This window comes from Moraxella canis, assembly GCF_034424565.1.
Taxonomy (GTDB): Bacteria; Pseudomonadota; Gammaproteobacteria; order Pseudomonadales; family Moraxellaceae; genus Moraxella; species Moraxella canis.
The window spans coordinates 1,189,823-1,211,123 of the sequence record NZ_CP139961.1 but is presented as its reverse complement, the minus strand read 5'-3'; the positions used below and the strand labels follow the sequence as shown (position 1 = coordinate 1,211,123).

At 49.0% G+C, this 21,301-nt stretch carries 18 protein-coding genes; 5 read left to right on the top strand and 13 right to left on the bottom strand.

The features are described from left to right. Nucleotides 1-65 precede the first annotated feature (65 nt). The 5 genes from U0021_RS05435 to U0021_RS05415 form a co-directional block, all read right to left on the bottom strand. On the bottom strand, nt 66-713 hold the full coding sequence (locus U0021_RS05435; protein WP_078255868.1) for a Crp/Fnr family transcriptional regulator: 648 nt from the start codon (nt 711-713) through the stop codon (nt 66-68). Beyond that, the gene (gene recG, locus U0021_RS05430) at nt 706-2,802 is read right to left on the bottom strand and encodes an ATP-dependent DNA helicase RecG (protein ID WP_114800363.1); all 2,097 of its coding nucleotides are present in this window, start codon (nt 2,800-2,802) and stop codon (nt 706-708) included. Before recG ends, U0021_RS05435 begins: the two co-directional genes overlap by 8 nt. Before the next feature lie 110 nt (nt 2,803-2,912). Further along, nucleotides 2,913-4,214: a sulfate adenylyltransferase subunit 1 gene (locus tag U0021_RS05425; RefSeq protein WP_114800362.1), complete on the bottom strand. Its 1,302-nt coding sequence runs from the start codon at nt 4,212-4,214 to the stop codon at nt 2,913-2,915. Between the two features lie 114 nt (nt 4,215-4,328). Then, nucleotides 4,329-5,252, bottom strand: a complete 924-nt coding sequence (gene cysD / locus U0021_RS05420; protein ID WP_114800361.1) for a sulfate adenylyltransferase subunit CysD — start codon at nt 5,250-5,252, stop codon at nt 4,329-4,331. Between the two features lie 87 nt (nt 5,253-5,339). Then, entirely contained in the window at nt 5,340-6,071 is a 732-nt protein-coding gene (locus U0021_RS05415; protein ID WP_114800382.1) for a phosphoadenylyl-sulfate reductase, read from the bottom strand. 338 nt (nt 6,072-6,409) lie between these two features. On the opposite strand from U0021_RS05415, the gene U0021_RS05410 reads away from it, so the two are divergent. Next, nucleotides 6,410-7,561 (top strand): patatin-like phospholipase family protein, encoded by a 1,152-nt coding sequence (locus U0021_RS05410; RefSeq protein WP_114800360.1) that lies wholly within the window; start codon nt 6,410-6,412, stop codon nt 7,559-7,561. A 50-nt stretch (nt 7,562-7,611) separates the two neighbouring features. On the opposite strand, the gene U0021_RS05405 is transcribed toward U0021_RS05410, so the two are convergent. The 3 genes from U0021_RS05405 to fadB form a co-directional block, all read right to left on the bottom strand. After that, nucleotides 7,612-8,073: a hypothetical protein gene (locus U0021_RS05405; RefSeq protein WP_114800359.1), complete on the bottom strand. Its 462-nt coding sequence runs from the start codon at nt 8,071-8,073 to the stop codon at nt 7,612-7,614. A 100-nt stretch (nt 8,074-8,173) separates the two neighbouring features. Beyond that, a complete protein-coding gene (gene fadA / locus U0021_RS05400) occupies nt 8,174-9,346 on the bottom strand; it encodes an acetyl-CoA C-acyltransferase FadA (RefSeq protein ID WP_078255874.1) in 1,173 nt (390 codons plus the stop codon). Nucleotides 9,347-9,374: 28 nt separating this feature from the next. Further along, nucleotides 9,375-11,528 (bottom strand): fatty acid oxidation complex subunit alpha FadB, encoded by a 2,154-nt coding sequence (gene fadB, locus U0021_RS05395; RefSeq protein ID WP_114800358.1) that lies wholly within the window; start codon nt 11,526-11,528, stop codon nt 9,375-9,377. A gap of 276 nt (nt 11,529-11,804) precedes the next feature. Between fadB and U0021_RS05390 the strand changes: the two genes are divergently transcribed. The 3 genes from U0021_RS05390 to U0021_RS05380 all read left to right on the top strand — a co-directional run bounded on the left by U0021_RS05390 (nt 11,805) and on the right by U0021_RS05380 (nt 14,024). Then, the gene (locus tag U0021_RS05390; protein WP_114800357.1) at nt 11,805-12,926 is read left to right on the top strand and encodes a J domain-containing protein; all 1,122 of its coding nucleotides are present in this window, start codon (nt 11,805-11,807) and stop codon (nt 12,924-12,926) included. A gap of 25 nt (nt 12,927-12,951) precedes the next feature. Then, complete coding sequence (locus U0021_RS05385; RefSeq protein WP_114800356.1) at nt 12,952-13,401, top strand: surface-adhesin E family protein; 450 nt, start codon at nt 12,952-12,954, stop codon at nt 13,399-13,401. A 65-nt stretch (nt 13,402-13,466) separates the two neighbouring features. Then, a complete protein-coding gene (locus tag U0021_RS05380; protein WP_114800355.1) occupies nt 13,467-14,024 on the top strand; it encodes an acyl-CoA thioesterase in 558 nt (185 codons plus the stop codon). A gap of 21 nt (nt 14,025-14,045) precedes the next feature. Here the strand turns inward: U0021_RS05380 and clpX are convergent, their stop codons facing one another. From clpX to U0021_RS05355, 5 genes are all read right to left on the bottom strand, one after another. After that, nucleotides 14,046-15,347, bottom strand: coding sequence for an ATP-dependent protease ATP-binding subunit ClpX (gene clpX, locus U0021_RS05375; protein ID WP_114800354.1), 1,302 nt, complete (start codon nt 15,345-15,347; stop codon nt 14,046-14,048). A gap of 9 nt (nt 15,348-15,356) precedes the next feature. Beyond that, on the bottom strand, nt 15,357-16,010 hold the full coding sequence (clpP, locus tag U0021_RS05370) for an ATP-dependent Clp endopeptidase proteolytic subunit ClpP (RefSeq protein WP_049238075.1): 654 nt from the start codon (nt 16,008-16,010) through the stop codon (nt 15,357-15,359). An 88-nt stretch (nt 16,011-16,098) separates the two neighbouring features. Further along, a complete protein-coding gene (gene tig / locus U0021_RS05365; protein ID WP_049238073.1) occupies nt 16,099-17,433 on the bottom strand; it encodes a trigger factor in 1,335 nt (444 codons plus the stop codon). 192 nt (nt 17,434-17,625) lie between these two features. After that, nucleotides 17,626-18,228 carry an RdgB/HAM1 family non-canonical purine NTP pyrophosphatase gene (gene rdgB, locus U0021_RS05360; protein ID WP_114800353.1) on the bottom strand — a complete coding sequence of 201 codons (603 nt, stop codon included), beginning with the start codon at nt 18,226-18,228 and terminating at the stop codon, nt 17,626-17,628. Nucleotides 18,229-18,268: 40 nt separating this feature from the next. Continuing rightward, nucleotides 18,269-19,021, bottom strand: coding sequence for an endonuclease/exonuclease/phosphatase family protein (locus U0021_RS05355; RefSeq protein ID WP_114800352.1), 753 nt, complete (start codon nt 19,019-19,021; stop codon nt 18,269-18,271). Nucleotides 19,022-19,173: 152 nt separating this feature from the next. Here U0021_RS05355 and U0021_RS05350 point away from each other — a divergent pair, with 152 nt between their 5' ends. Continuing rightward, nucleotides 19,174-21,300 (top strand): M3 family metallopeptidase, encoded by a 2,127-nt coding sequence (locus U0021_RS05350; RefSeq protein WP_114800351.1) that lies wholly within the window; start codon nt 19,174-19,176, stop codon nt 21,298-21,300. Nucleotide 21,301 lies beyond the last annotated feature (1 nt).

The following is a 21,301-nucleotide window of genomic DNA, read 5'->3' as shown; positions in this document are numbered from 1 at the left end:
AAAAATACCATTTTCATCCATTTAATTAATGCTTATTTGCTCAAATCAAGCCGACCAAGCTTTAGTCATGCGCGCCGATGACCCAGTTTTTTGCGGATACGAGTGAGCATTTGGCGAGACATACCCAAATAAGAGCTCAAATCAGAAACCGAAAGCCTAGCTGCAAGCTTTGGATTTGTTTCAATAAATCTGACATAGCGCGATTGACCATCAGTGATGAGCAGGCTGTCGATACGAGCGATGTTTTGCGCCAAGACTTGGGTCAGGTTTTGGCTGATGTATCGATAAAAAATCGGATAGCGCTGACAGCAGTACTCATAATGCGCCAAATCCGTTGCAATGATGACGCTTGGTTCAATGGTTTGCAGGCTATAACGACACAGACCTTGTTCGATAAAAGCTTGATGTTCACCGACACCATCACCTGCTTGTATAAAATGAACATTAACCACATTACCATGCTGATCTTGATATTCAAGCTTACACAGCCCAAACACAAGCACGCCAATTTGATCTTGCACCCGACCTGCCACCTGCCAGTAGCTTCGCGCAGGCAGCCGCTGTATCTGAAACCCTCTTACCACATCTTTGACTTGCTCATCGCTCAGTTCAGGCATGGTATACGCCCAGTGCTGCATCCATCTGCGGATAATCTCGCTATCGGTTAAGCGATCGCTATCAGCAAATAACGCCAAGCTGTAATCATCAAACATTGACATAGTCTTTGGATTCCGGTAGCCAAGTGTTCATGATTGCCGTAGCTTTTGGCAGTTTATCGGGAGTGGCGATTAATTGGCGTGCAATGTTGCCTGCCGCTTCAAGCAGCGACTCATCTCGCACAATATCCGCCAAATAATAGCCCATGTCCCCCGTTTGGCGCTTGCCCAAAAGCTCGCCTGCGCCTCTTAGTTCTAGATCCTTTTGGGCAATGACGAAGCCATCAGTACTGTCTTTGAGTACATTGAGCCGCTCAATGCCTGTCGGCGATAACGGCAGCTGATATAGCAGCACACAAAAGCTTTTGGCATCGCCGCGCCCAACTCGCCCTCTGAGCTGATGCAGCTGTGACAGCCCCAAGCGTTCGGCATTTTCGATCACCATCAATGATGCATTAGGTACATCCACGCCCACCTCGATCACCGTCGTGGCGATCAGCAGGTCGATGTCACCCGCCTTAAAGGCTTGCATCACCGCCTGTTTGTCAGCAGCTTTCATCTTGCCATGCACAAGCCCCGTGCGGATATCAAGCCGATTGGTCAGATCCTCATAAGTCAGCTCAGCCGACTGCACATCCAAAGCCGACGACTCCTCAACCAGTGGACACACCCAATACGCCTGTTTGCCGGCTCGGCAGTTGTCTTGAATGCGCTCAATCACCTCGTCTCGGCGATCTCGGTTAATTGTCACTGTGGTGATCGGCGTGCGGTTGGGTGGCAGCTCATCGATCACTGAGACATCCATATCACCGTACATACTCATTGCAAGCGTCCTTGGAATGGGTGTTGCGGTCATTGTCAGCTGATGCGGCGTTCCGCCTGACACGCCTTTACTCGTCAAGCGTAGGCGCTGCTCCACCCCAAATCGGTGCTGCTCATCAATGATCACCAATCCCAATTTGGCAAAAACAACCGTATCTGAAAACAGCGCATGGGTGCCGACCACGACTTGCACCTGATTTTCGCTGATGGCATCCAGCGCTGCTGCACGCTCTTTGGCGGTTTGCTTACCTGCCAGCCACCCAACTCCAATCCCGAGCGGCTCAAACCACTTTTGAAAATTGATCAAATGCTGCTCTGCCAAAATCTCTGTCGGTGCCATAACTGCCACCTGCCAGCCACTATCTAAAGCATAGCATGCCGTCATCGCAGCCACCAGAGTCTTGCCAGCGCCGACATCGCCTTGGATGAGTCTGAGCATGGGGCGCGATGTCGCCATATCAGACACCGCCTCGCCGATGACTCGCTTTTGGGCATTTGTCAGCTCAAAAGGCAGGCTTGCCGCCAGTTGCTTGGCAAGTGGGCTGATTTGATCGCATTTAGGCGCTTTGTGCTGATAGACGTTATTGCGCCGAAATAAAAAACTCAGCTGATGCGCCACCAGCTCTTCGATGATAATACGGCGGCAGGCAGGATGAGTGCGGTCTTTGAGTCCTGTCAGTAAGGCAGTTTGGCTAAAAATATCAGCATGGATCGCCGGCAGATGGATCGCTTCTAGCGCCGGCAGCAGATCACCTGTCAGTCCTACGCCTGCCGCCTTCAGCTCCGCATCCGATAGGCAGTGGATGCCATCTTGCTGCACCGCTGCCAGTGCCAGGCGTACCAGCTGCCTAAGCTTATTTTGATTGACGCCTTTGACAGCAGGATAAATGGGCAAAAGCCCAGAGTCAAACTTTTTTGTGCCTGTCAGATGATAGTCAGGATGGGGCATCTGTGTGCCATAGCGACTGACCTTTATCTCACCAAATGCGGTAATCTTCGCCCCCACCGTCATGGTGTTCAATAAACCAGGATAAGTATGAAAAAACCGAAGCGTCATCACCCCTGTGGCATCCTCCAAGGTCACCGACAATCCTGTGCGGTTTTTTTCAACCCAAGTCACGACGCCCGCCACCAAAGCGCTCATGCCATGACTGACATCCTTGATCGAGATAATACGGCTTCGATCCTCATAATCTCGCGGCAGATGCATCAGCATATCAAAGATGCGATGAATCCCAAGCTCAGCCAATCGCCCAGCCAATGCCTGACCCACACCAGACAGTGCGGTCACTGGCAAATGAATGGTCATGACAGACTTGGTCATAAATTTATCCAATAATTATAAAAACTCATCATGATTGTAAAATAATTCCTCCAAAAAAGCAAAAAGCCGACCATTTTAGTCGGCTTTTTACAGATTTATCCTAAACTGGCTTAAAAATCTTCACTCTCTTCTACCAAAATCATCCCGCCTGCCACCGTATGATAGGTCGCCTCATCAATCAAAATAAATGAGCCTGTGGCGGTGTTTTGGGCGTAAGCAGTTGCCATAATCGGCTTTTGTAAACTAATACTCACCTCGCCGATGTCATTCATATTCAGCGTCGATTGATCACTGAAATTTGACAAAGTATGCACATCCCACACATGGTCAATCCCACTAACCTTAGCAAAAACGGTTTGGGTGGTGTGTTTCAATAAATATTTACGAGCAGGATTCAAAGCACGCTCATCAAACCAGCATAATGTGGCGCGCAGACGCTTGGTCGGTAGGGTCTGAGACGCTGCCGAGACGATACTATCACCACGAGAGATGTCGATGTCATCGGTAAGCGTGATGGTGATTTGTTCGCCCACAGAAGCTTGGCTGACTGCGCCATTGGGGCTGATAATCTCTTGGATGCGGCTGATGCGACCTGACGGCTCAATGCGCACCTCATCACCAACCGAGATGCTGCCTGATTCGATACGACCTTGATAACCACGAAAATCATCTTTTTTGTCGCCATCAGCGCGCAGCACATACTGAACTGGCAAATGAAACGCTGCCGCCTCAGTCTGAACCGCCTCACCCACTGGCAACTCTTCTAAGATCTCAAGCAATGCGCCGCCTTGATACCACGGCGTATTTTGGCTTTTGTGGACGATATTATCACCATTTAGGGCAGAAACAGGTACAAATTTGACATCTTGCAAATTCAGCTGTGCCGCCAACTTTTCATAGGCGCGCACGATGGCGTTAAATTTATTTTCATCAAAATTCAATAAATCCATCTTATTGATCGCCACCAAAATATGCGGGCAACGCAAATGCTTCAGGATCGCTGAGTGGCGCTTGGTTTGTGGCAAAAGCTGAACTTCATCTTGCTCAAAATCAATCTGCGATGCATCAATGAGCACCACCGCAGCATGAGCGGTCGACGCACCTGTGACCATATTACGCGTGTACTGCTCGTGCCCTGGAGTATCGGCAATGATGAATTTGCGCTTAGCTGTCGAAAAGTAGCGATACGCCACATCGATGGTGATACCCTGTTCACGCTCCGCCAAAAGCCCATCGGTCAGCACCGAAAAATCAATGACATCGCCTGTGGTTTTGGTTTTATTTAGGTTGGAGATCTGATCGGCAAGCAGCGCCTTACTGTCATAAAGCAGGCGACCGATCAAGGTGCTTTTGCCGTCGTCGACGCTGCCTGCGGTGATAAATCTCAGCGGCTGGGTATTTAGATGACTCATCTGACTATCCTTTATGTTAATCTTTTACTAATTTTTGTTTGGAGACATTGATTGGCGATGATCTTGATATCGCTGACTTCGCCAAAGATCATGTCTCGGCGTTTATTCAATTTATTAAAAATAGCCTTGCTTTTTGCGCGCTTCCATCGCCGCTTCACTGACCTGATCGTCCAGGCGAGTGGCGCTACGCTCTGAGATCTCTACCACAGCAGTCTCTTGGATGATCTCCTCAGGCGTGGCTGCGCTGCTTGCCACAGGGCAGGTGCATGAGATATCACCCACAGTACGAAAACGCACCGAACGAATTTCGCTGACATCGCCATCAGCTTTTGGGGTCAGTGGCGTGACAGGCACCAAAAGCCCACCTTTTTCGACCACTTCACGCTCATGAGCATAATAAATCGAAGGCAGCTCAAGGTTTTCGCGCGCGATATACTGCCAAATGTCAAGCTCCGTCCAGTTTGAGATCGGAAATACGCGCATATTCTCGCCTTGATGGTGCTTGGCATTATACAAAGACCACAGCTCTGGGCGCTGAGCTTTGGGATCCCATTGACCAAACTCATCACGAAATGAGAAAATCCGCTCTTTGGCACGCGCCTTTTCTTCGTCTCGGCGTGCACCGCCCATCAGGGCATCAAATTGGTGCGCCTCGATGGTTTCAAGCAAAGTCACCGCTTGAGCACCGTTTCTTGAGTCGGTTTCTTTGCGCAGTACGACTGTGCCTTTGGCGATCGAGTCTTCGACATGACCGACCACCAAGCGAGCATTGAGCTTTTTGACCTGCTCATCACGAAATTCAATCACTTCAGGATAATTATGTCCTGTATCGATATGCACCAAAGGAAATGGCAGCGCCACATCACGACCTTCGATGGCAAATGCCTTGCGCGCCAGTGCAAGTAGCACCACAGAGTCTTTACCACCTGAAAACAGTAAAGCAGGGTTACGGCACTCAGCGATCACTTCGCGGATGATGTAGATGGATTCTGCTTCAAGCCAATCCAAATGCTCATTTTGTAGGGTAGTTTTTGTCATGATAATTACCTGTCAATCTCAATAAAATTTGTCTAAATCCTAGGCTTGTCTTATAAAATGCTTAAAACCAAACGCACTCGCCCAAAGTCATTTGTGCAGACCACACTCTTTACTGTCTTTATGCTCCCACCACCAGCGCCCTGCGCGGATGTCTTCGCCTTGTTTCACAGGCATGGTGCATGGCTCACAGCCGATAGAAGGATAGCCTTGGCGATACAGCTCATTAAAAGGAATATTTTTGGTCAAAATATATGCCCACACATCCGCCTCCTGCCAATCAAAAATCGGATTGTATTTGGCGATACCGCGTTCTAGATCCGCTTCTGCCAAATTCAGCTCAGTGCGAGTGACTGACTGCTCGCGGCGCTGCCCTGTCAGCCAAGCATCAGCATCGACCAAAGCACGATTTAAAGGCTCAACTTTACGAATAAAGCAGCACGATTTGCGCAGATCGACGCTTTCATAAAAAGCGTTTAAGCCATGATTTGCCACATAGTCCGCCACCGCTTGAGGATCTGGCTCATAAGTTTTGAAATTCAGTGCAGGATAGCGCGCCTTGACGGTATCAATGAGGCTGAGCGTCTCGGCATTGAGCCTGCCTGTCTGCAAAGTAAATACTTCAGTGCTGGGATGGTGATTAGCCAATGCATCGGTGATGACCATATCTTCTACCTGCAAGCTGCTGGCAAACTTGACGGCATGATGCTTGGCGTGGATGTCTGCTAAGCGCGCGTGCAGGGTGTTGATTTTGTCATCAAGACTTTGAATGGTCTCATCACTTGGCGCTGGGATCTGCCAAAGTACAGGTTTGATCATCATGATTTTGGCTCTCAAATTGGCTAAATAGATGGCTAGATGATTTGATCTGCGGATCGGTTCATTTGGATACTGCACAAAGTACCACCACCACCAAAAAATCGAAAATAACTTTTTGTACAAAGTAAATCACTTTTTGGCATTAGTAATCTCATTTGAGCCAATCTTAACCTATCAGCGCCCAAAATAAGGCTTGCAAGCCCCTTTAACTTCGATCATAACCACCGAATGTCTGTACAATTTCTACATAATCCTTACATAAAATAGCATTTGCCAAATACCCTTGCACCAAAGATATGATATAGTTCACAGTTATTTTTTTGTGAGTTTTAGGAGTTGTCATGAGATTGGCTGTCGCAGCTGTACCTGTCTTTGCACTGATACTGACGGCTTGTGGTAGCACCACGCCGCCATCCACCGCCCAAGTGTCAGCCACACCAAAAGCCGATGAGGCGCGCCCTGTCGTGGCTTTGGTGCTTGGTGGGGGTGGCACACGCGGCTTTGCGCATATTGGGGCGATCGAGTCGCTTGAGGCGCATGGCATCCGCCCTGATATGGTGGTCGGCACCAGTGCTGGGGCGTTGGTGGGCGCGGTTTATGCCAGTGGTAAGACGCCCTCTGAGCTGATCGATCTTGCCGATGCTGTCAAAGAAACAGATTTGATCGAAATCACACCCTCTCAGCAAGGCTTGATTGATGGGACACGCCTGCGCCGCTATGTCAATGAGCAGGTGAATCATCGCCCTATCGAAGCCTTTCCTATGCGCTATGCGGCGGTGGCGACACAGATGCACACAAATACGGCAGTGACTTTTAGAACTGGCGAAGCAGGGCTGGCAGTCCAAGCCTCATCCAGCGTCCCAAAATTATTCATCCCACCGCGCATTCCTGAAACAGGTGGCGAAAAATATGTGGACGGCTCACAAGTGGCGTTATTACCCACACGCATCGCCAAAAGTTTGGGCGCTGATGTCATCATCGCTGTCGATGTCATGGGCGAAAGACAAGCACCTGATTCAAACACTCCGCACACGCAAGGCAGTAGTATCAATATCCAACGAAATGAGACAGGCATCAGCGCCAAATGGGGCGATAAGACCATGACTGTGCCAATCGATATCGATAAGCTCAATGACGCTGCCAAAGGCTTGCCTGTCGATATGCCACTGGGCGATCTGCTTGGTGCGGTCATGCAGTCTATCCCTGCCAATACTGACATTTCTTTGCCAAGACAGCTGCCTGCCAACGCCTCTGAATTTTCTCGATGGTTTGGTAATTTGGGCGCCAATTTGACTGCCGAGCCTGAAGATGTCCGCGCCGCCGATGTCTTGATTCGCCCCAAAACGACAGGCGCTGCGGTGTTCGACAGCACCGACCGAACGCGGCTTATCAATGAAGGCAGGCTCGCTACAGACGCGCAAATCACCGCCATCAAACAAGCCATCGAAGATGCTCGCGCGCTTAAACACGCCCAAATACAAACAACTCAATAATAAAATACCGCCAAGTATGAGCATCTTGGCGGTATTTTTTATTAGATTTATTAGAATTGACAAGAGGGTGAGGCGGTCGGGGTATGGGTGTAATTAAACAGCATACCATTAGGAAAGGCGATAGACAAAACCTCATCATCAAAACTTTGTCTTAAAGTCAGGCTTTGCTTAGGTGTAAGACTCACAACTTGCAGATAAGAAAATTTTTCTTTGGTTTTAAGATCTGTCATTGCCATCTTATCGCCTTCGGGCATCAAAGTGTTGATGCTTGAGTCAAGCTGCTGATATCTGCCATGCGGCAAGCAGCGAAAATCAACTTTTTGGGTGATGACCATGCCGTTATCAGATCGGCGAAAGCTCACCATCGATACCATGGGCTGATCTTTGGGCGTCATCAGCCAATAGCCATCATAAATCTCATGAGGCAGCTGATAAGATTTGGACTCTAAAGCAAAACTGCTTTGAATGCCGATTGCCGTCAAGATGACAGCAAAATAAAAAGGTGTTTTCATAACCCATCCTAATACAGTTAAAAACCCAAGCACAAAGTCATGCTTGGGTTTTTGTTGTGGCTGTGTGTCAATTCACACACATCGTCATCTTAATCACGCTTTAGACACGCTCGATGATGGTTGAGATGCCCTGACCCAAGCCGATACACATGGTGGCAAGCCCAAGCTGCGTATCTTGCTGTTCCATGACATTCAAAAGCGTGGTCGTGATACGCGCGCCTGAGCAGCCAAGTGGATGACCCAGTGCGATCGCGCCGCCGTTATGGTTGACGATGTCTTGCTTGTCAAGTAGATCCAAGCCCTTAAGCACTGATAGACCTTGCGCCGCAAATGCTTCGTTAAGCTCAATGGTTTGGATGTCAGATAGGTTTAGACCTGCGCGCTTAAGTGCTTTTTGGGTAGCAGGTACAGGACCATAGCCCATGATCGCTGCGTCACAGCCTGCCACCGCCATGCTGCGAATGCGCGCGCGTGGTTTTAGACCCAAGTCTTTGGCTTTTTGGGCTGACATCACAAGCATTGCAGACGCACCATCTGACAGCGCTGATGATGTGCCTGCTGTCACCGAACCGCTCTTAGGATCGAACACAGGTCGTAGCGCTTGGAATGCTTCTAAATTGGCATCAGGGCGAATCACTTCATCGACAGTGCATAGCTGCAGATTGCCTTCAGCGTCATGACCTTCGACGCCAACAATTTCATTGTCAAAACGACCTGCTTGGGTAGCTGCCCATGCTTTTTTGTGAGAATTTACCCCAAAGACATCTTGCTCTTCGCGAGTAATGCCATTTAGGCGACCTAGCATTTCAGCAGTCAAGCCCATCATATTAGAGGCTTTGGCGTAGTGCTTAGAGGCTTTTGGGTTTGGATCAACGCCATGCATCATCGAAACATGACCCATATGCTCAACACCACCGATGATGAACATATCGCCTTGATTGGTCATGATTTGAGCGGCAGCGGTGTGCAAAGCTTGCATGGATGAACCACACAGACGGTTCACAGTTTGAGCTGCCACAGTTTTTGGCACGCCTGCCAACAAGGCAGCATAGCGACCAATGTTCCAGCCTTGCTCAAGCGTTTGGTTCACACAGCCCCAAATCACATCTTCAAGCTCGCTTGGGTCAATGCCATTACGCTCAATCAACGCCTTGATCAGCTCTGCTGACAGATCATCCGCGCGCACATTGCGAAACATACCATTTTTGGTTTTACCCATCGCCGTGCGCACGCCATCGACGATCACCACATCTTTTGGACTTAGAATTGTCATTGTTTTTCCTTTATAATTTGAGCAATAATTAGTAGAAAGTCTCGCCATTTGCAGCCATGTCACGCAGTTTGGCCGGCGCTTCGTATGCCTTGCCTAGGTGCGCGTACTTGTCGCATAATGCCACATAGTTTTTCACGCCGACTTGGTCGATATATCGGCATGGACCACCACGGAATGGTGGGAAGCCTACGCCCATGATCATCGCCATGTCAGCTTCTGCAGGGCTTGCTACGATATTATCTTCTAAGCAGCGCACCGTTTCATTACAGAACGCGATCATCATGCGGTCGATGATCTCTTGCTCATCAAAAGTCTGATCGCCAGTTTGAACTGAGTTTAGCAGCTCATAAGTGGTGGTATCGGCGGTTTTCTTAGGCTTGCCGCGCTTATCGGTTTCATATTTATAAAAACCTACGCCATTTTTTTGACCCAAACGGTTGTTTTCAAACATCAGCTCCGTTGCGCCTTTATAATCTGGCTTCATGCGGTCAGGGAAGCCTTCTGCCATCACTTTGGCAGCATGCACGCCTGTATCCATACCCACCACGTCCAGCAAATACGCAGGACCCATCGGCCAGCCAAATTTTTCCATGGTCTTATCAACAGTCACAAAGTCTGCGCCGTCTTTGACCAACAAATCAAATGCACCAAAATAAGGGAACAACACACGGTTCACCAAAAAGCCTGGGCAGTCATTGACAACGATAGGGGTTTTACCCATTTTTTGTGCCAACGCAACTGTCGTTGCGATCGCGGCATCACTGGTTTTTTCGCCGCGGATCACCTCAACGAGTGGCATACGATGCACTGGGTTAAAAAAGTGCATGCCCACAAAGTTTTCAGGGCGTTTTAGGGCTTTGGCTAAGCGAGTGATAGAAATGGTTGAGGTATTAGAAGCCAAGATGGCATCTTCTTTTACCAAGCCTTCAACTTCAGATAAGACCGCTTCTTTGACTGCAGGGTTTTCGACCACCGCTTCGATGACAATGTCAGTTTCGCCAAAGTCGCCATAGTTCAAGGTTGGGCGAATGCGACCAAGTGTCTGACCCATTTTAGCTGGCGTTGATTTACCGCGCTCAACTTCTTTAGACAACAGCTTGCTGGCTTCATTCATACCCAAATCCAGCTGCTCGGTCTTGATGTCTTTCATGATGATCGGCAAGCCCTTGCTGGCAGCTTGATAAGCGATACCACCGCCCATGATGCCTGCGCCAAGCACAGCAGCTTGTTCGATGTTTTGTGCATTTTTGCTGTGCTGTTTGGCAAGTTTTTTGACCGCTTGATCATTTAAGAATAAACCTACCAAAGCAGCTGCTTGCGGAGTCACCGCAGCTTTTGCAAAGCCTTTGGCTTCAAGTGCAATCGCTTGATCACGGTTTAGATTGACATGCTTTTCGATCGTCTCAACAGCGATCGCCACCGCAGGGTATTGCTTTGGATTGGCTTTGGCAAAAATCACGCCTTTGGCTGAATTAAACGCCATCGCCTGCTCAAGCTGATTAAGCTTAACTGGTACTTGCTTTTCTTGGCGTTTGGCTTGCCAATCAAAGTCGCCTGCCAAGCATTTTTTGACCAAATCAACCGCCGACGCTTCCAAAGACTCATCAGCGACCACCGCATCCACCAAGCCAAGCTTCAGTGCTTCAGCAGGTCGATAAGCCTTACCTGTCGCGATGGCTTCTAGCGCATTGTCAATACCGATCAGGCGCGGCGTACGCACCGAACCACCAAAGCCTGGGAAAATGCCAAGCTTAGTTTCGGGCAAGCCGATTTGGGCAGATGTGCCTGCCACGCGGTATTCACACACCAAAGTCATCTCACAGCCGCCGCCAAGTGCCGCGCCATTGATGGCTGCCACTTTTGGGAAAGGCAAATCCTCAAAACGGTTAAAGATGCGATTAATATCAAGCAGCCAAGTCTCAAGCTCGCTTTCAGGACGATTGAAATATTCGGCAAATTCAGTAATGTCCGCCCCAGCGATGAACACAGATTTGCCCGAAGTGACGATCGCACCTTTGACATCATCGCGACCTTCAAGTGCTGCCACCGCTTCGTCAAATTCTTGGGTGGTCTTTTTGTCAAACTTATTTACGCTTTCCTCTGCGGCATCAAAATGAAATTTGACAATACCTGCTGCTTGGTCGAGAAACTCAACCTGAATGTTTTTTCCTTGATAAATCATGAATACCCCTTATGGTGTTAGTCAATCGCGCTGCCTTGTTTTTGGCAACCGTGCACCTAATATAGCACACCGATCATGCTATTTCATCTGTCATTTGACTGATCAAATATGACCGATGGGTCACCAATTTTTGGGTGATACGCCTTGCAGCGTCAAGCGGTCTTGGCTCTCTAAGTTGGCTCAAATTTAGCGACTGGATAATAATTATTTACAAAAATTCGCTATTTTAATAAGATATGCGTAATAATCCACTTCTTTAATTGATTAAGCATTCTTATGGCACAGCAAACTTATTATGATATTTTGGGCATCTCCCAAAATGCAGGCATCGAAATCATTCATGCCGCTTATCAAGCACTCAATCAAAAATACCAAACCGCGCCCAATGCCACCGAGCAGCTGATACAGATTCGCCAAGCCTATGCGGTGCTGTCTGATCCGATCAAGCGTGCAGAGTATGACTCATGGCTGCGGATGAGTCGCCAATTTGGGCAGAGCACGCCGCCGCCTTTTGGTGCTCACCCTGCCAACACGCCGCCCATTGGCACTGCTGGCTATCGCACACAGTCGTCCAAAGCCAAAGGCTCATCAGCCGCTGCATGGGTGATCGGAATACTGGCGGCGCTGATTGCGGTGGCGGTTTTAGCGTATGTTTTGGTGTCGTCGTCTGGGTTTTTTGGGGATCAAGATGAGCCAGTGACGCCCCTTGAGCAGGCGCCCTCTCAGGCGACCCAAGCGCCTGAGCTACACCCCATTGAGCCGATCGCCCCGCCGACACCTACCGCCACGCCACAGCAGCAAGCCGCGCGCGATCAAGCGCACGCTGCGTATCTGGCGGCAGTCGGTCGCATCAATGCCGTCTGGAAAAGCCTGCCCAAGACCACCCAAGACTCGCTGCGTGACGAGCAGCGCAGCATCAATAACGCACGCGAACAAACCTGTAAAGCCCAAGCTGCGAGCCAATACAGCCATCCGCTAGATATCGAAGCGGCACGCTATCACTGCGAAGTGCCCATGCTTGATGAGCGCACCCAAACCCTGCGCGTCTATGCTGCCAGCATCGCCAGTCAGCCGACCATCGTCCGCGAGCCGATCTATGTCCCAACGCCTGTCTATGTCGATAGCGATGATCCTGTCAGCCACACCACGCCAAGTGAAGCGCGCGCCTTGTATGATGACGCCGTGGCGAATATCAACGCCGTCTGGAACAGCCTGCCTGACGAGATGCGCCAAATACTGCGCGATGAGCAGCGCGCGGTGAATGCCGATCGCGAACGCCGCTGCAAGACTTACGCCCAAAGCGTCTATCAAAGCCGTAGCGACCAGACTGTCGCGCGCTATCTGTGCGAAGTGCCTGAGCTTGACGAGCGCGCTGCTGAACTTAGCCAGTATTATTGAGTTTTAGCCATTAAAAGGAGTTATTATGACCCGTGTCTATCCCATCGCCCTGATGCTGATGACAGCACTCACCGCCTTACCTGCTCAGGCAGCCGACTGGCGCTATATGACCACAAGTTCTGATAATACGACCATCTATGTTGATTATGACAGTCTAAAGCGGCACAGCTTTACAGGGGGTGGACGGTACTACACCGCTTGGATAAAATCGACTTTTCCAAGTGCCCAAAAACTATCTAATGACAAGCTATACCGAGAAATCAAAGCCTTTGAATATTTTGACTGCTCAAACCAAAAGTGGGATCTTGATGCTGAATACCTCTACACCAGCACAGGTCAGCCAGTGGATAGTGGGACTTGGACAATTTCAACCACTTCATCAGCCACTTGGCAGCGTATAGTACCTGATACCGTAGGTGCGGACAAGCTTGATAGCGTCTGCAGTCTGGCGAGACAGAAGTTTGGCAGTATCTAGCATCTAGCATCATCTATCCGCCCAAGGCAGGGCGGGGAGATGAGCGATCTTATTAAGGATTAATTATGTACCCATTTATTCGTTTGGGCGTATCCATCACCAAAAGCACGCTCAGCGCGCTGCGCGGTGAGCGCCTGCCCATCACAGGGACGAGTGTCATCCACTATACGTGTCATATCAATGATATCGATAATTTTCTTGAATTGAATAATGGTCGCGTGCTGACCTTATTTGACTTAGGTCGTACGGATTTTGCGATCCGCACAGGGCTTGGCAAAGAGCTACTTCGCCAAAAATGGGGCTTGGTCGTGGCGGGCAGCAGCGTGCAGTACCGTAAGCGCGTGCGCCTGTTTCAAAAGCTGAGCATCCAAACCCACCTGATCGGTGTCGATGAGCGCTGGTTTTATATTGAGCAAGTCATGACAGTCAAAGGTCAAGCCACCTCCCAAGCCCTACTACGTACTGGCGTCACCAACATCAAAACTGGCAAGACCATCCCCACCGAGCAGGTGCTGGCTGCGGTGGGTTATGCCAATTTTCAGCTGCCGCCGCCTGAGTGGGTGCAAGCTTGGATCGATGCCGACAAAATACGTCAATTCCCCAAAAAACAATCCGCTGAGTGATATCAGCGGATTGGTTGGGTTTTAGGGTTTGGTGATCGGTGCTTCGCCACCTTCGATGACGCCTTTGGTGACGATGACTTCTTTGACATCTGTCATGCTAGGCAGCTCATACATGGTATCCATCAGCACATTTTCGATAATGGAGCGCAGACCACGCGCGCCTGTCTTACGCTCTTGGGCGCGCTTGGCGATGGCGGTGAGTGCTTCAGGCTCAAAAGTCAGCTGAACACCTTCCATCTCAAATAAATACTGATACTGCTTGACCAGCGCATTTTTGGGCTCAGTCAAAATCTGCACCAGCGCCGCTTCATCCAGCTCTTCTAGACTTGCAATCACTGGCAGACGACCGATCAGCTCAGGAATCAGACCAAATTTAATCAAATCTTCGGCTTCAACTTCACGAAACAGCTCAGTGATGCTCGATTCATCCTGGGCTTTGACATCAGCATTAAAGCCGATGCCTGTCTTTTCGGTGCGCTGGCGGATCACTTTATCAAGCCCAGCGAATGCACCGCCCACGATCATCAGGATATTACTGGTATCCACCTGAATCATCTCTTGGCGTGGGTGCTTGCGACCGCCTTGGGGTGGAATATTTGCCACAGTGCCTTCGATGAGCTTGAGCAGGGCTTGCTGTACGCCTTCGCCCGAGACATCGCGCGTGATTGATGGGTTTTCGCTTTTGCGAGAAATTTTATCAATCTCATCAATATAAATGATGCCTTTTTCGGCTTTTTGGACATCATAATCCGAGGCTTGTAGTAGCTTTTGTACGATATTTTCGACATCTTCGCCCACATAGCCTGCTTCGGTCAGCGTAGTGGCATCCGCCATCGCAAATGGCACATCCAGCATCTTGGCAAGCGTCTGCGCCAGCAGTGTCTTACCTGAGCCTGTCGGTCCGATGAGCAAGATATTTGACTTTGACAGCTCAACGCCATCAGCATCAGGCTGATCTGCCGCAACTTTTAGGCGCTTATAGTGGTTATACACTGCCACAGACAGCGCCTTTTTGGCAGCATCTTGCCCGATCACATAGTCATCTAAGTGAGCGCGCAGCTCTTTTGGCTTGGGCAGCGCTTTGTTTTGCCACTCATCTGCTTGATCATGACTCATGCTTGGCTGAGCGCTATCGGCGGTTTTGTCGGTCGTGACAGTTGTGGCTCTGCGTGATTTGGGTTTTTGGGTCAAATCACCCAACAAATCACCGCACACCTCGATACACTCATTGCAAATATTGGCGTCATTGCCAGCGATGAGTTTTTTAACTTCGGTTTTTTTCTTACCACAGAATGAGCAGCTTGGTATCTCTTTGGTTGTCATAATAGCCCCTTATAGAGTTTTTGGACGCTTATCAAGCACCACATCCACCAAGCCGTATTCGCGCGCTTGTTCGGCGCTCATGAAATTATCACGATCGGTATCGCGCTCAAGTTTTTCGATCGGCTGACCGGTGTGTTCTGCCAGCAGGCGGTTTAGTTTGGCTTTGAGTTCAATGATTTCGCGAGCGTGGATCTCGATATCTGACGCCTGACCACGAAACCCACCCAAAGGCTGATGGATCATCACGCGCGAGTTTGCCAGCGCATAGCGTTTGCCTTTTTCGCCCGCTGATAATAAAAACGAGCCCATCGATGCCGCCTGACCCATGCAGATTGTGGAGACATCAGGTTTGATAAAGTTCATCGTATCATAGATCGCCATGCCTGCCGTCACGACGCCGCCTGGTGAGTTGATGTACAGATGAATGTCTTTTTCAGGGTTATCCGCCTCCAAAAACAACAGCTGAGCGACGATCAAATTCGCCATATTATCTTCGACTTGTCCTGTCAAGAAAATCACCCGCTCACGCAAAAGACGCGAGAAAATATCAAACGAGCGCTCACCGCGACCCGACTGCTCAATCACCATCGGTACTAGCGCATTTTGCGGCGCATAAAAAGCATCAGCAAGCTGATCGTAATAAGGATTTTGTTTCATGTTCATCATCATTCCAAGGTTTATTTTTAGAACAAAAACCCCACGCATAAGCCTGGGGCATTTGTAAAATCATCAATCAATCCAACTGGCAAGATTAGATGGCTTGCTGCTGGGCTGCCGCTAATAGCTCTTGATATTTGACTTCTTTGTCGCTTACCTTAGCTTGGCTTAGCAGATAATCAACCACTTGATCTTCTAACACCACAGATTCCACTTGAGCACGCTGTGCTTGATCGTTGGTGTAGTATTCGATCACTTCTTCTGGATCTTCATAGTTTTCGGCAGCTTCTGCGATAAAGGCGGTCACACGCTCTTGATCGACTTCAAGTTTTTGGGCATCGATGATTTGGCTTACCAAAACGCCCAGACGCACCGCGCGCAATGCTTGATCTTCAAACAGCTCATTTGGCAGCATATTTGAATCAAAAGTCGCAGGATTTGCGCCGAATTGCTGCGCAAAGCGATTGAGCATCAGCTGACGCTGACGGTCAATTTCTTGATCTAGCATGGCTTTTGGCACATCAAATTCATTTTTTTCAAGCAGTGCATCAAACGCAGCTTGCTTAACTTGATTGCGACCAGCGTGCTTAACTTCGCGCTCCATGTTTTTGCGGACATCCGCTTTTAGCTTATCTAGCCCGCCTTCGGTCACACCAAACAGCTCAAAAAATTCTTCATTCAATTCAGGCAAAGTCGCTGCTTTGACTTCTTTGACAGTGATCACAAACTGTGCTTCTTTACCCGCCAAATGCTCTGCTTGATAATCTTCTGGGAAAGTGACGGTGATGGTTTTTTCTTCACCGGCTTTCATGCCTTTCATGCCATCTTCAAAGCCTGGGATCATGCGACCTGAACCGATCACCAAAGTGTAGTTCTCTGCGCTGCCGCCTTCGAATTTCTCACCATCAATCGAACCTTCAAAATCAAAAGTCGCTTGATCGCCTTCTTCTAGCTCGCCTTCTTTGGTTTCAAAAGTTTGGCGCTGCTTTTGTAGATTATCAATCATCGCATCTACATCTTCGTCAGAGACGCTAGCAACTTGACGCTCAACTTCGATTTCGCCCAAGCCTTGAACTTCTACTTCTGGGAAAGTCTCAACAGTGGCTTGATACACCAAAAAATCATCTTCAAGCTTCACATCGTCAATGTTTGGCACGCCAACGACGCGGATTTTTTCGTTGCCAAGCGCTTCAAATACGGTATCACGAATGACATCGTTAATCACTTCTTGCTGAATGCCTGCGCCATACTGTGAGCGGATGTGTGATACTGGCACCTTACCTTTACGGAAACCATCAATTTTAGCTGTCTTAGCCACGCTGCGGATGCGGCTTTCAACTTTGCTTTGAATGTTGCCCACTGGTACTTTGACAGTCAGCTGCGTTTCTTTATCAGAAACCACATTCACAGATACTTGTAAATCACTCATAACTCACCTTAATTCGTTTAAAAATAAAAACAGTCGGTCAAAAGACCAAAATCTAGTTGTGAAAATATACTAATATTCCAATTAAAGAATATTTAATTATAACCACATAAATATATTAAAAGCAATACAGTATAGCCAATCATTGTGAAAAATACAACTATTAGCCTTAGTAAAGCCCCAAAATCAAGCCAGCTATTCTGCTCTTAGCTGAGCCAATAACTCTTTGAGAGCCTGCGCTCGGTGGCTGATGGCATTTTTTTCGGCTTTTTGAAGCTCGGCAGATGATTTTTGAAGATTAGGAATATAAAACAAAGGATCATAGCCAAAACCATGCTCGCCCACAGGCTTGTTGAGTATCTCGCCATGCCATTTGCCAATCGCAATGAGTGGCATCGGATCATCGCCATGTCGCACATATGCAAGTACGCACACAAAAAACGCTTGGATGGGCGCATCACCGCGATGCACCTTTAGAGCGTCAAGCAGCTTAGCGTTATTGGCGGCATCATCGCCATGTCGCCCAGCGTAGCGCGCCGAGAGAATTCCAGGGGCATTACCAAGCACAGGCACACAAAGCCCCGAATCATCCGCCACAGCTGGCAGCCCGCTTTCTTTGGCAGCATGGCGTGCTTTGATAATGGCATTTTCGATAAAACTTGCCCCATTTTCAATGGCATCCCCGATACCCAAACTGCCTTGGGTGATGATCTCAACGCCCAAGTCAGCGTCATCAAATAACGCCTGAAATTCTGCCAATTTACCCTGATTATTACTGGCTAATACCCACTGTTTCATCTGATATTCCTAGATTAAGTGATTAAGATGTCATCCAAGCTTATGATTCATTGCTCAATGAGACCACAGCACTGATCGGCAAATGGTCGGATAAATTTGACCAAGGCACGCCGCCATGCACCATCGCATTATGCACTTCAAGCCCACGCACATAAATGCGATCTAGGCTCAGCACAGGCATTTTGGCAGGAAAAGTGGCAGGATACTCTCCATGCGACCGCAAAAACACCTCGCTTAGCCCCAGTGATGATAACGCTTGGCAAGATTTTTTTGACCAATCATTAAAATCCCCTGCCAAAATCAGCGGCACATGATCAGCCAAGGTGGTAATATAGTCACGAATGGCTTGATATTGCTTGAGGCGATCTCGGTGTAGCAGATTCAGATGACAGCACAGCACCACCAAAGGGCGCTCCCACCCTTCAGGATGCACCTCGCAATGTAGCACGCCGCGTTTTTCTAGGCGATTGACGGTGATGTTCAAATTATGCTTAGGATCAAGCGGATGGCGCGATAAGACCGCATTGCCATGATGTCCGTGCTCGTATTCGGCATTTTTGCCATAGCTTGCCGATACGCCCAAAAACTCGCCAAACCACTCATGCTGACCGCCATCAGGAAATTCAGCAAAATTAAGCGCGCGTTTGAGATTTTGCCCTTGGACTTCTTGTAGGCATAAGATATCAGGATCGATTTTTGATAGGGCATCTTTCATGCCCATCAATCGCACCAAACGGTTGGTCGGCGACATGCCTTTATGGATGTTATAACTGGTGATGGTAATGGTTTTCATGCAATTTCATTGACTGACTTTGAGCGATATTGTAGCACGATCATGGCTCATTGGTGAGGATTGATTGATGAAATACGCTTGCAAAACCCAAAACCGTACACATTTATATCTTATATTTTTATCAATAAATTCACACTTTAAGGGAAACTATCATGCCAACCGATCTTCTTTTACGCGACACTGTGCTTGATCCGCGTCTGCACTTGGTGGATTTTGATCAAGCCACGCCTGATAAGCTTGAACAGCTGACCGAGCAAGCTTTGGAGGCTGCTACTAAGCGCCTTGATGAGATTGAGACAATGCAGGCGGTGAGCGATGCGACCAAGGCATTTGAAATTATCCAAGAATTTCATGACTTGGGCGAACAAGTTGAGCGGTATTTTGGCGTATTATCACATCTAAACAGTGTGACAAGTACTGATGAGATCCGACAAGCGCATCATCACATTTTGCCAAAGCTGTCTGCTTTTGGGACGCGCCTTGGACAATCGGTTCAGTTATTTTCGCTGTATCAGCTGGTCGAGCAGAATTTTGATCAGCTGCCCAAAGCGCATCAAAGCATCGCCCAAAAGCGCGCCATCGAAAAAGCCTTACGCAGTTTTCGTCTGTCAGGCGTGGCTCTAGAAGCGGACAAAAAAGCCGAGTTTGCCGATATCCAAAGCAAGCTGTCTTTGGCTTCGGCAAAGTTTGCTGACAATATCATGGATGCGACGCGTCATTTTGTCAGACCGCTACGCGCAGATGAGCTGTCAGGCATCAGCGACAATGGCTTGGCGCTACTAAAATCGGCAGCGCAGACTTACCGCGCCGCCCATCCAGATGCTAAGCTTGAGACGGACTATGTGGCGACACTAGACCTCCCGATGTATCTGGCGGTGATGCAGTTTGCTGATGACCGAGCGCTGCGTGAGGCGCTGTATCATGCTTATAATACGCGCGCCTCCGACCAAAGCCCAGATACCACCGAATTTGACAACGCGCAAATCATGGTGGATATCATCAATCTGCGCACTCAAAAAGCCAAGCTGCTTGGCATGCAAGATTATAGCGAGCTGTCACTTGCCACCAAGATGGCTCATGACAGCGATGAGGTTGAGCAGTTTTTGTTGGCATTAAGCCAAGCTGCCAAGCCGCAAGCTCATGCCGAGTACCAAGAGCTCAAAGAATACGCCCAAAGCTTGGGTCTAGATGAGCTTAAGCCTTGGGATGTGGCTTATGTCAGCGAAAAAATTCGTCAAGCCAAATTCAGTCTGACCACCGATGAGCTTCGCCCTTATTTTCCACTGCCGGTCGTGCTAGAAGGCTTGTTTGAGATTTGCCGCAGATTATTTGGCATTAACCTATCAATCGCCAAGCCAAGCAGCTATTCAGCTTGGCATCCAGATGTGCTGTTTTGTCTGATCCACGATGCAGACAGCGGTGAGCTGTTGGGCGGTCTGTATCTTGATTTGTTTGCCAGAGCTGGCAAGCAAGGCGGTGCATGGCTGGACGATTTTCAAAAGCGCCAAGTCAAAGGCGATGAGATGCGCCTGCCTGTTGGATTTATTGTGGGCAATTTTGCGCCGCCGATGAATGATAAGCCAAGCCTGTTATCTTTTGATGAAGCCAATACTTTGTTTCATGAGTTTGGTCATGCCCTGCATCACCTGCTGACGACGGTGGATGTCGCCGATGTCGCTGGCATCAGCGGTGTGGAGTGGGACGCAGTGGAGCTGCCCAGTCAGTTTATGGAAAACTTTGCCATCACCGATGAGGGTCTGCGCTTAATCAGCCGTCATGTGGATACGGGCGAGCCCTTGCCAAGCGATAAAAAAGAAGCGCTCATCGCCGCCAAAAATTTTCAAACCGGTCTGCAAACGCTGCGCCAAATGGAGTTTGGTCTATTTGATCTTAGACTACACACCGCCAAGATGTTAAATTTTGGACAAATAACTTATCCTGACATCTTATCGGTAGCAGACACAGTGCGCGATGAGGTCGCTGTGGTTATACCGCCTGAATATCAGCGCTTTGCCAATGGCTTTAGCCATATCTTTGCTGGGGGTTATGCGTCGGGGTATTATTCTTATATTTGGGCGGAAGTGCTCTCGGCAGATGCTTTTGGCAAATTTGAAGAAGACGGGGTGTTTAATCCCACCACAGGTCGGGCGTTTCGCGATGAGATTTTGGCACGAGGCAGCGCTCGCGACGCTCAAGATAATTATGTGGCATTCCGCGGCCGTAAGGCTACTCAAGATGCGCTGCTGCGCCATCGCGGTCTGATAAGCCAAGGAAGCTGAT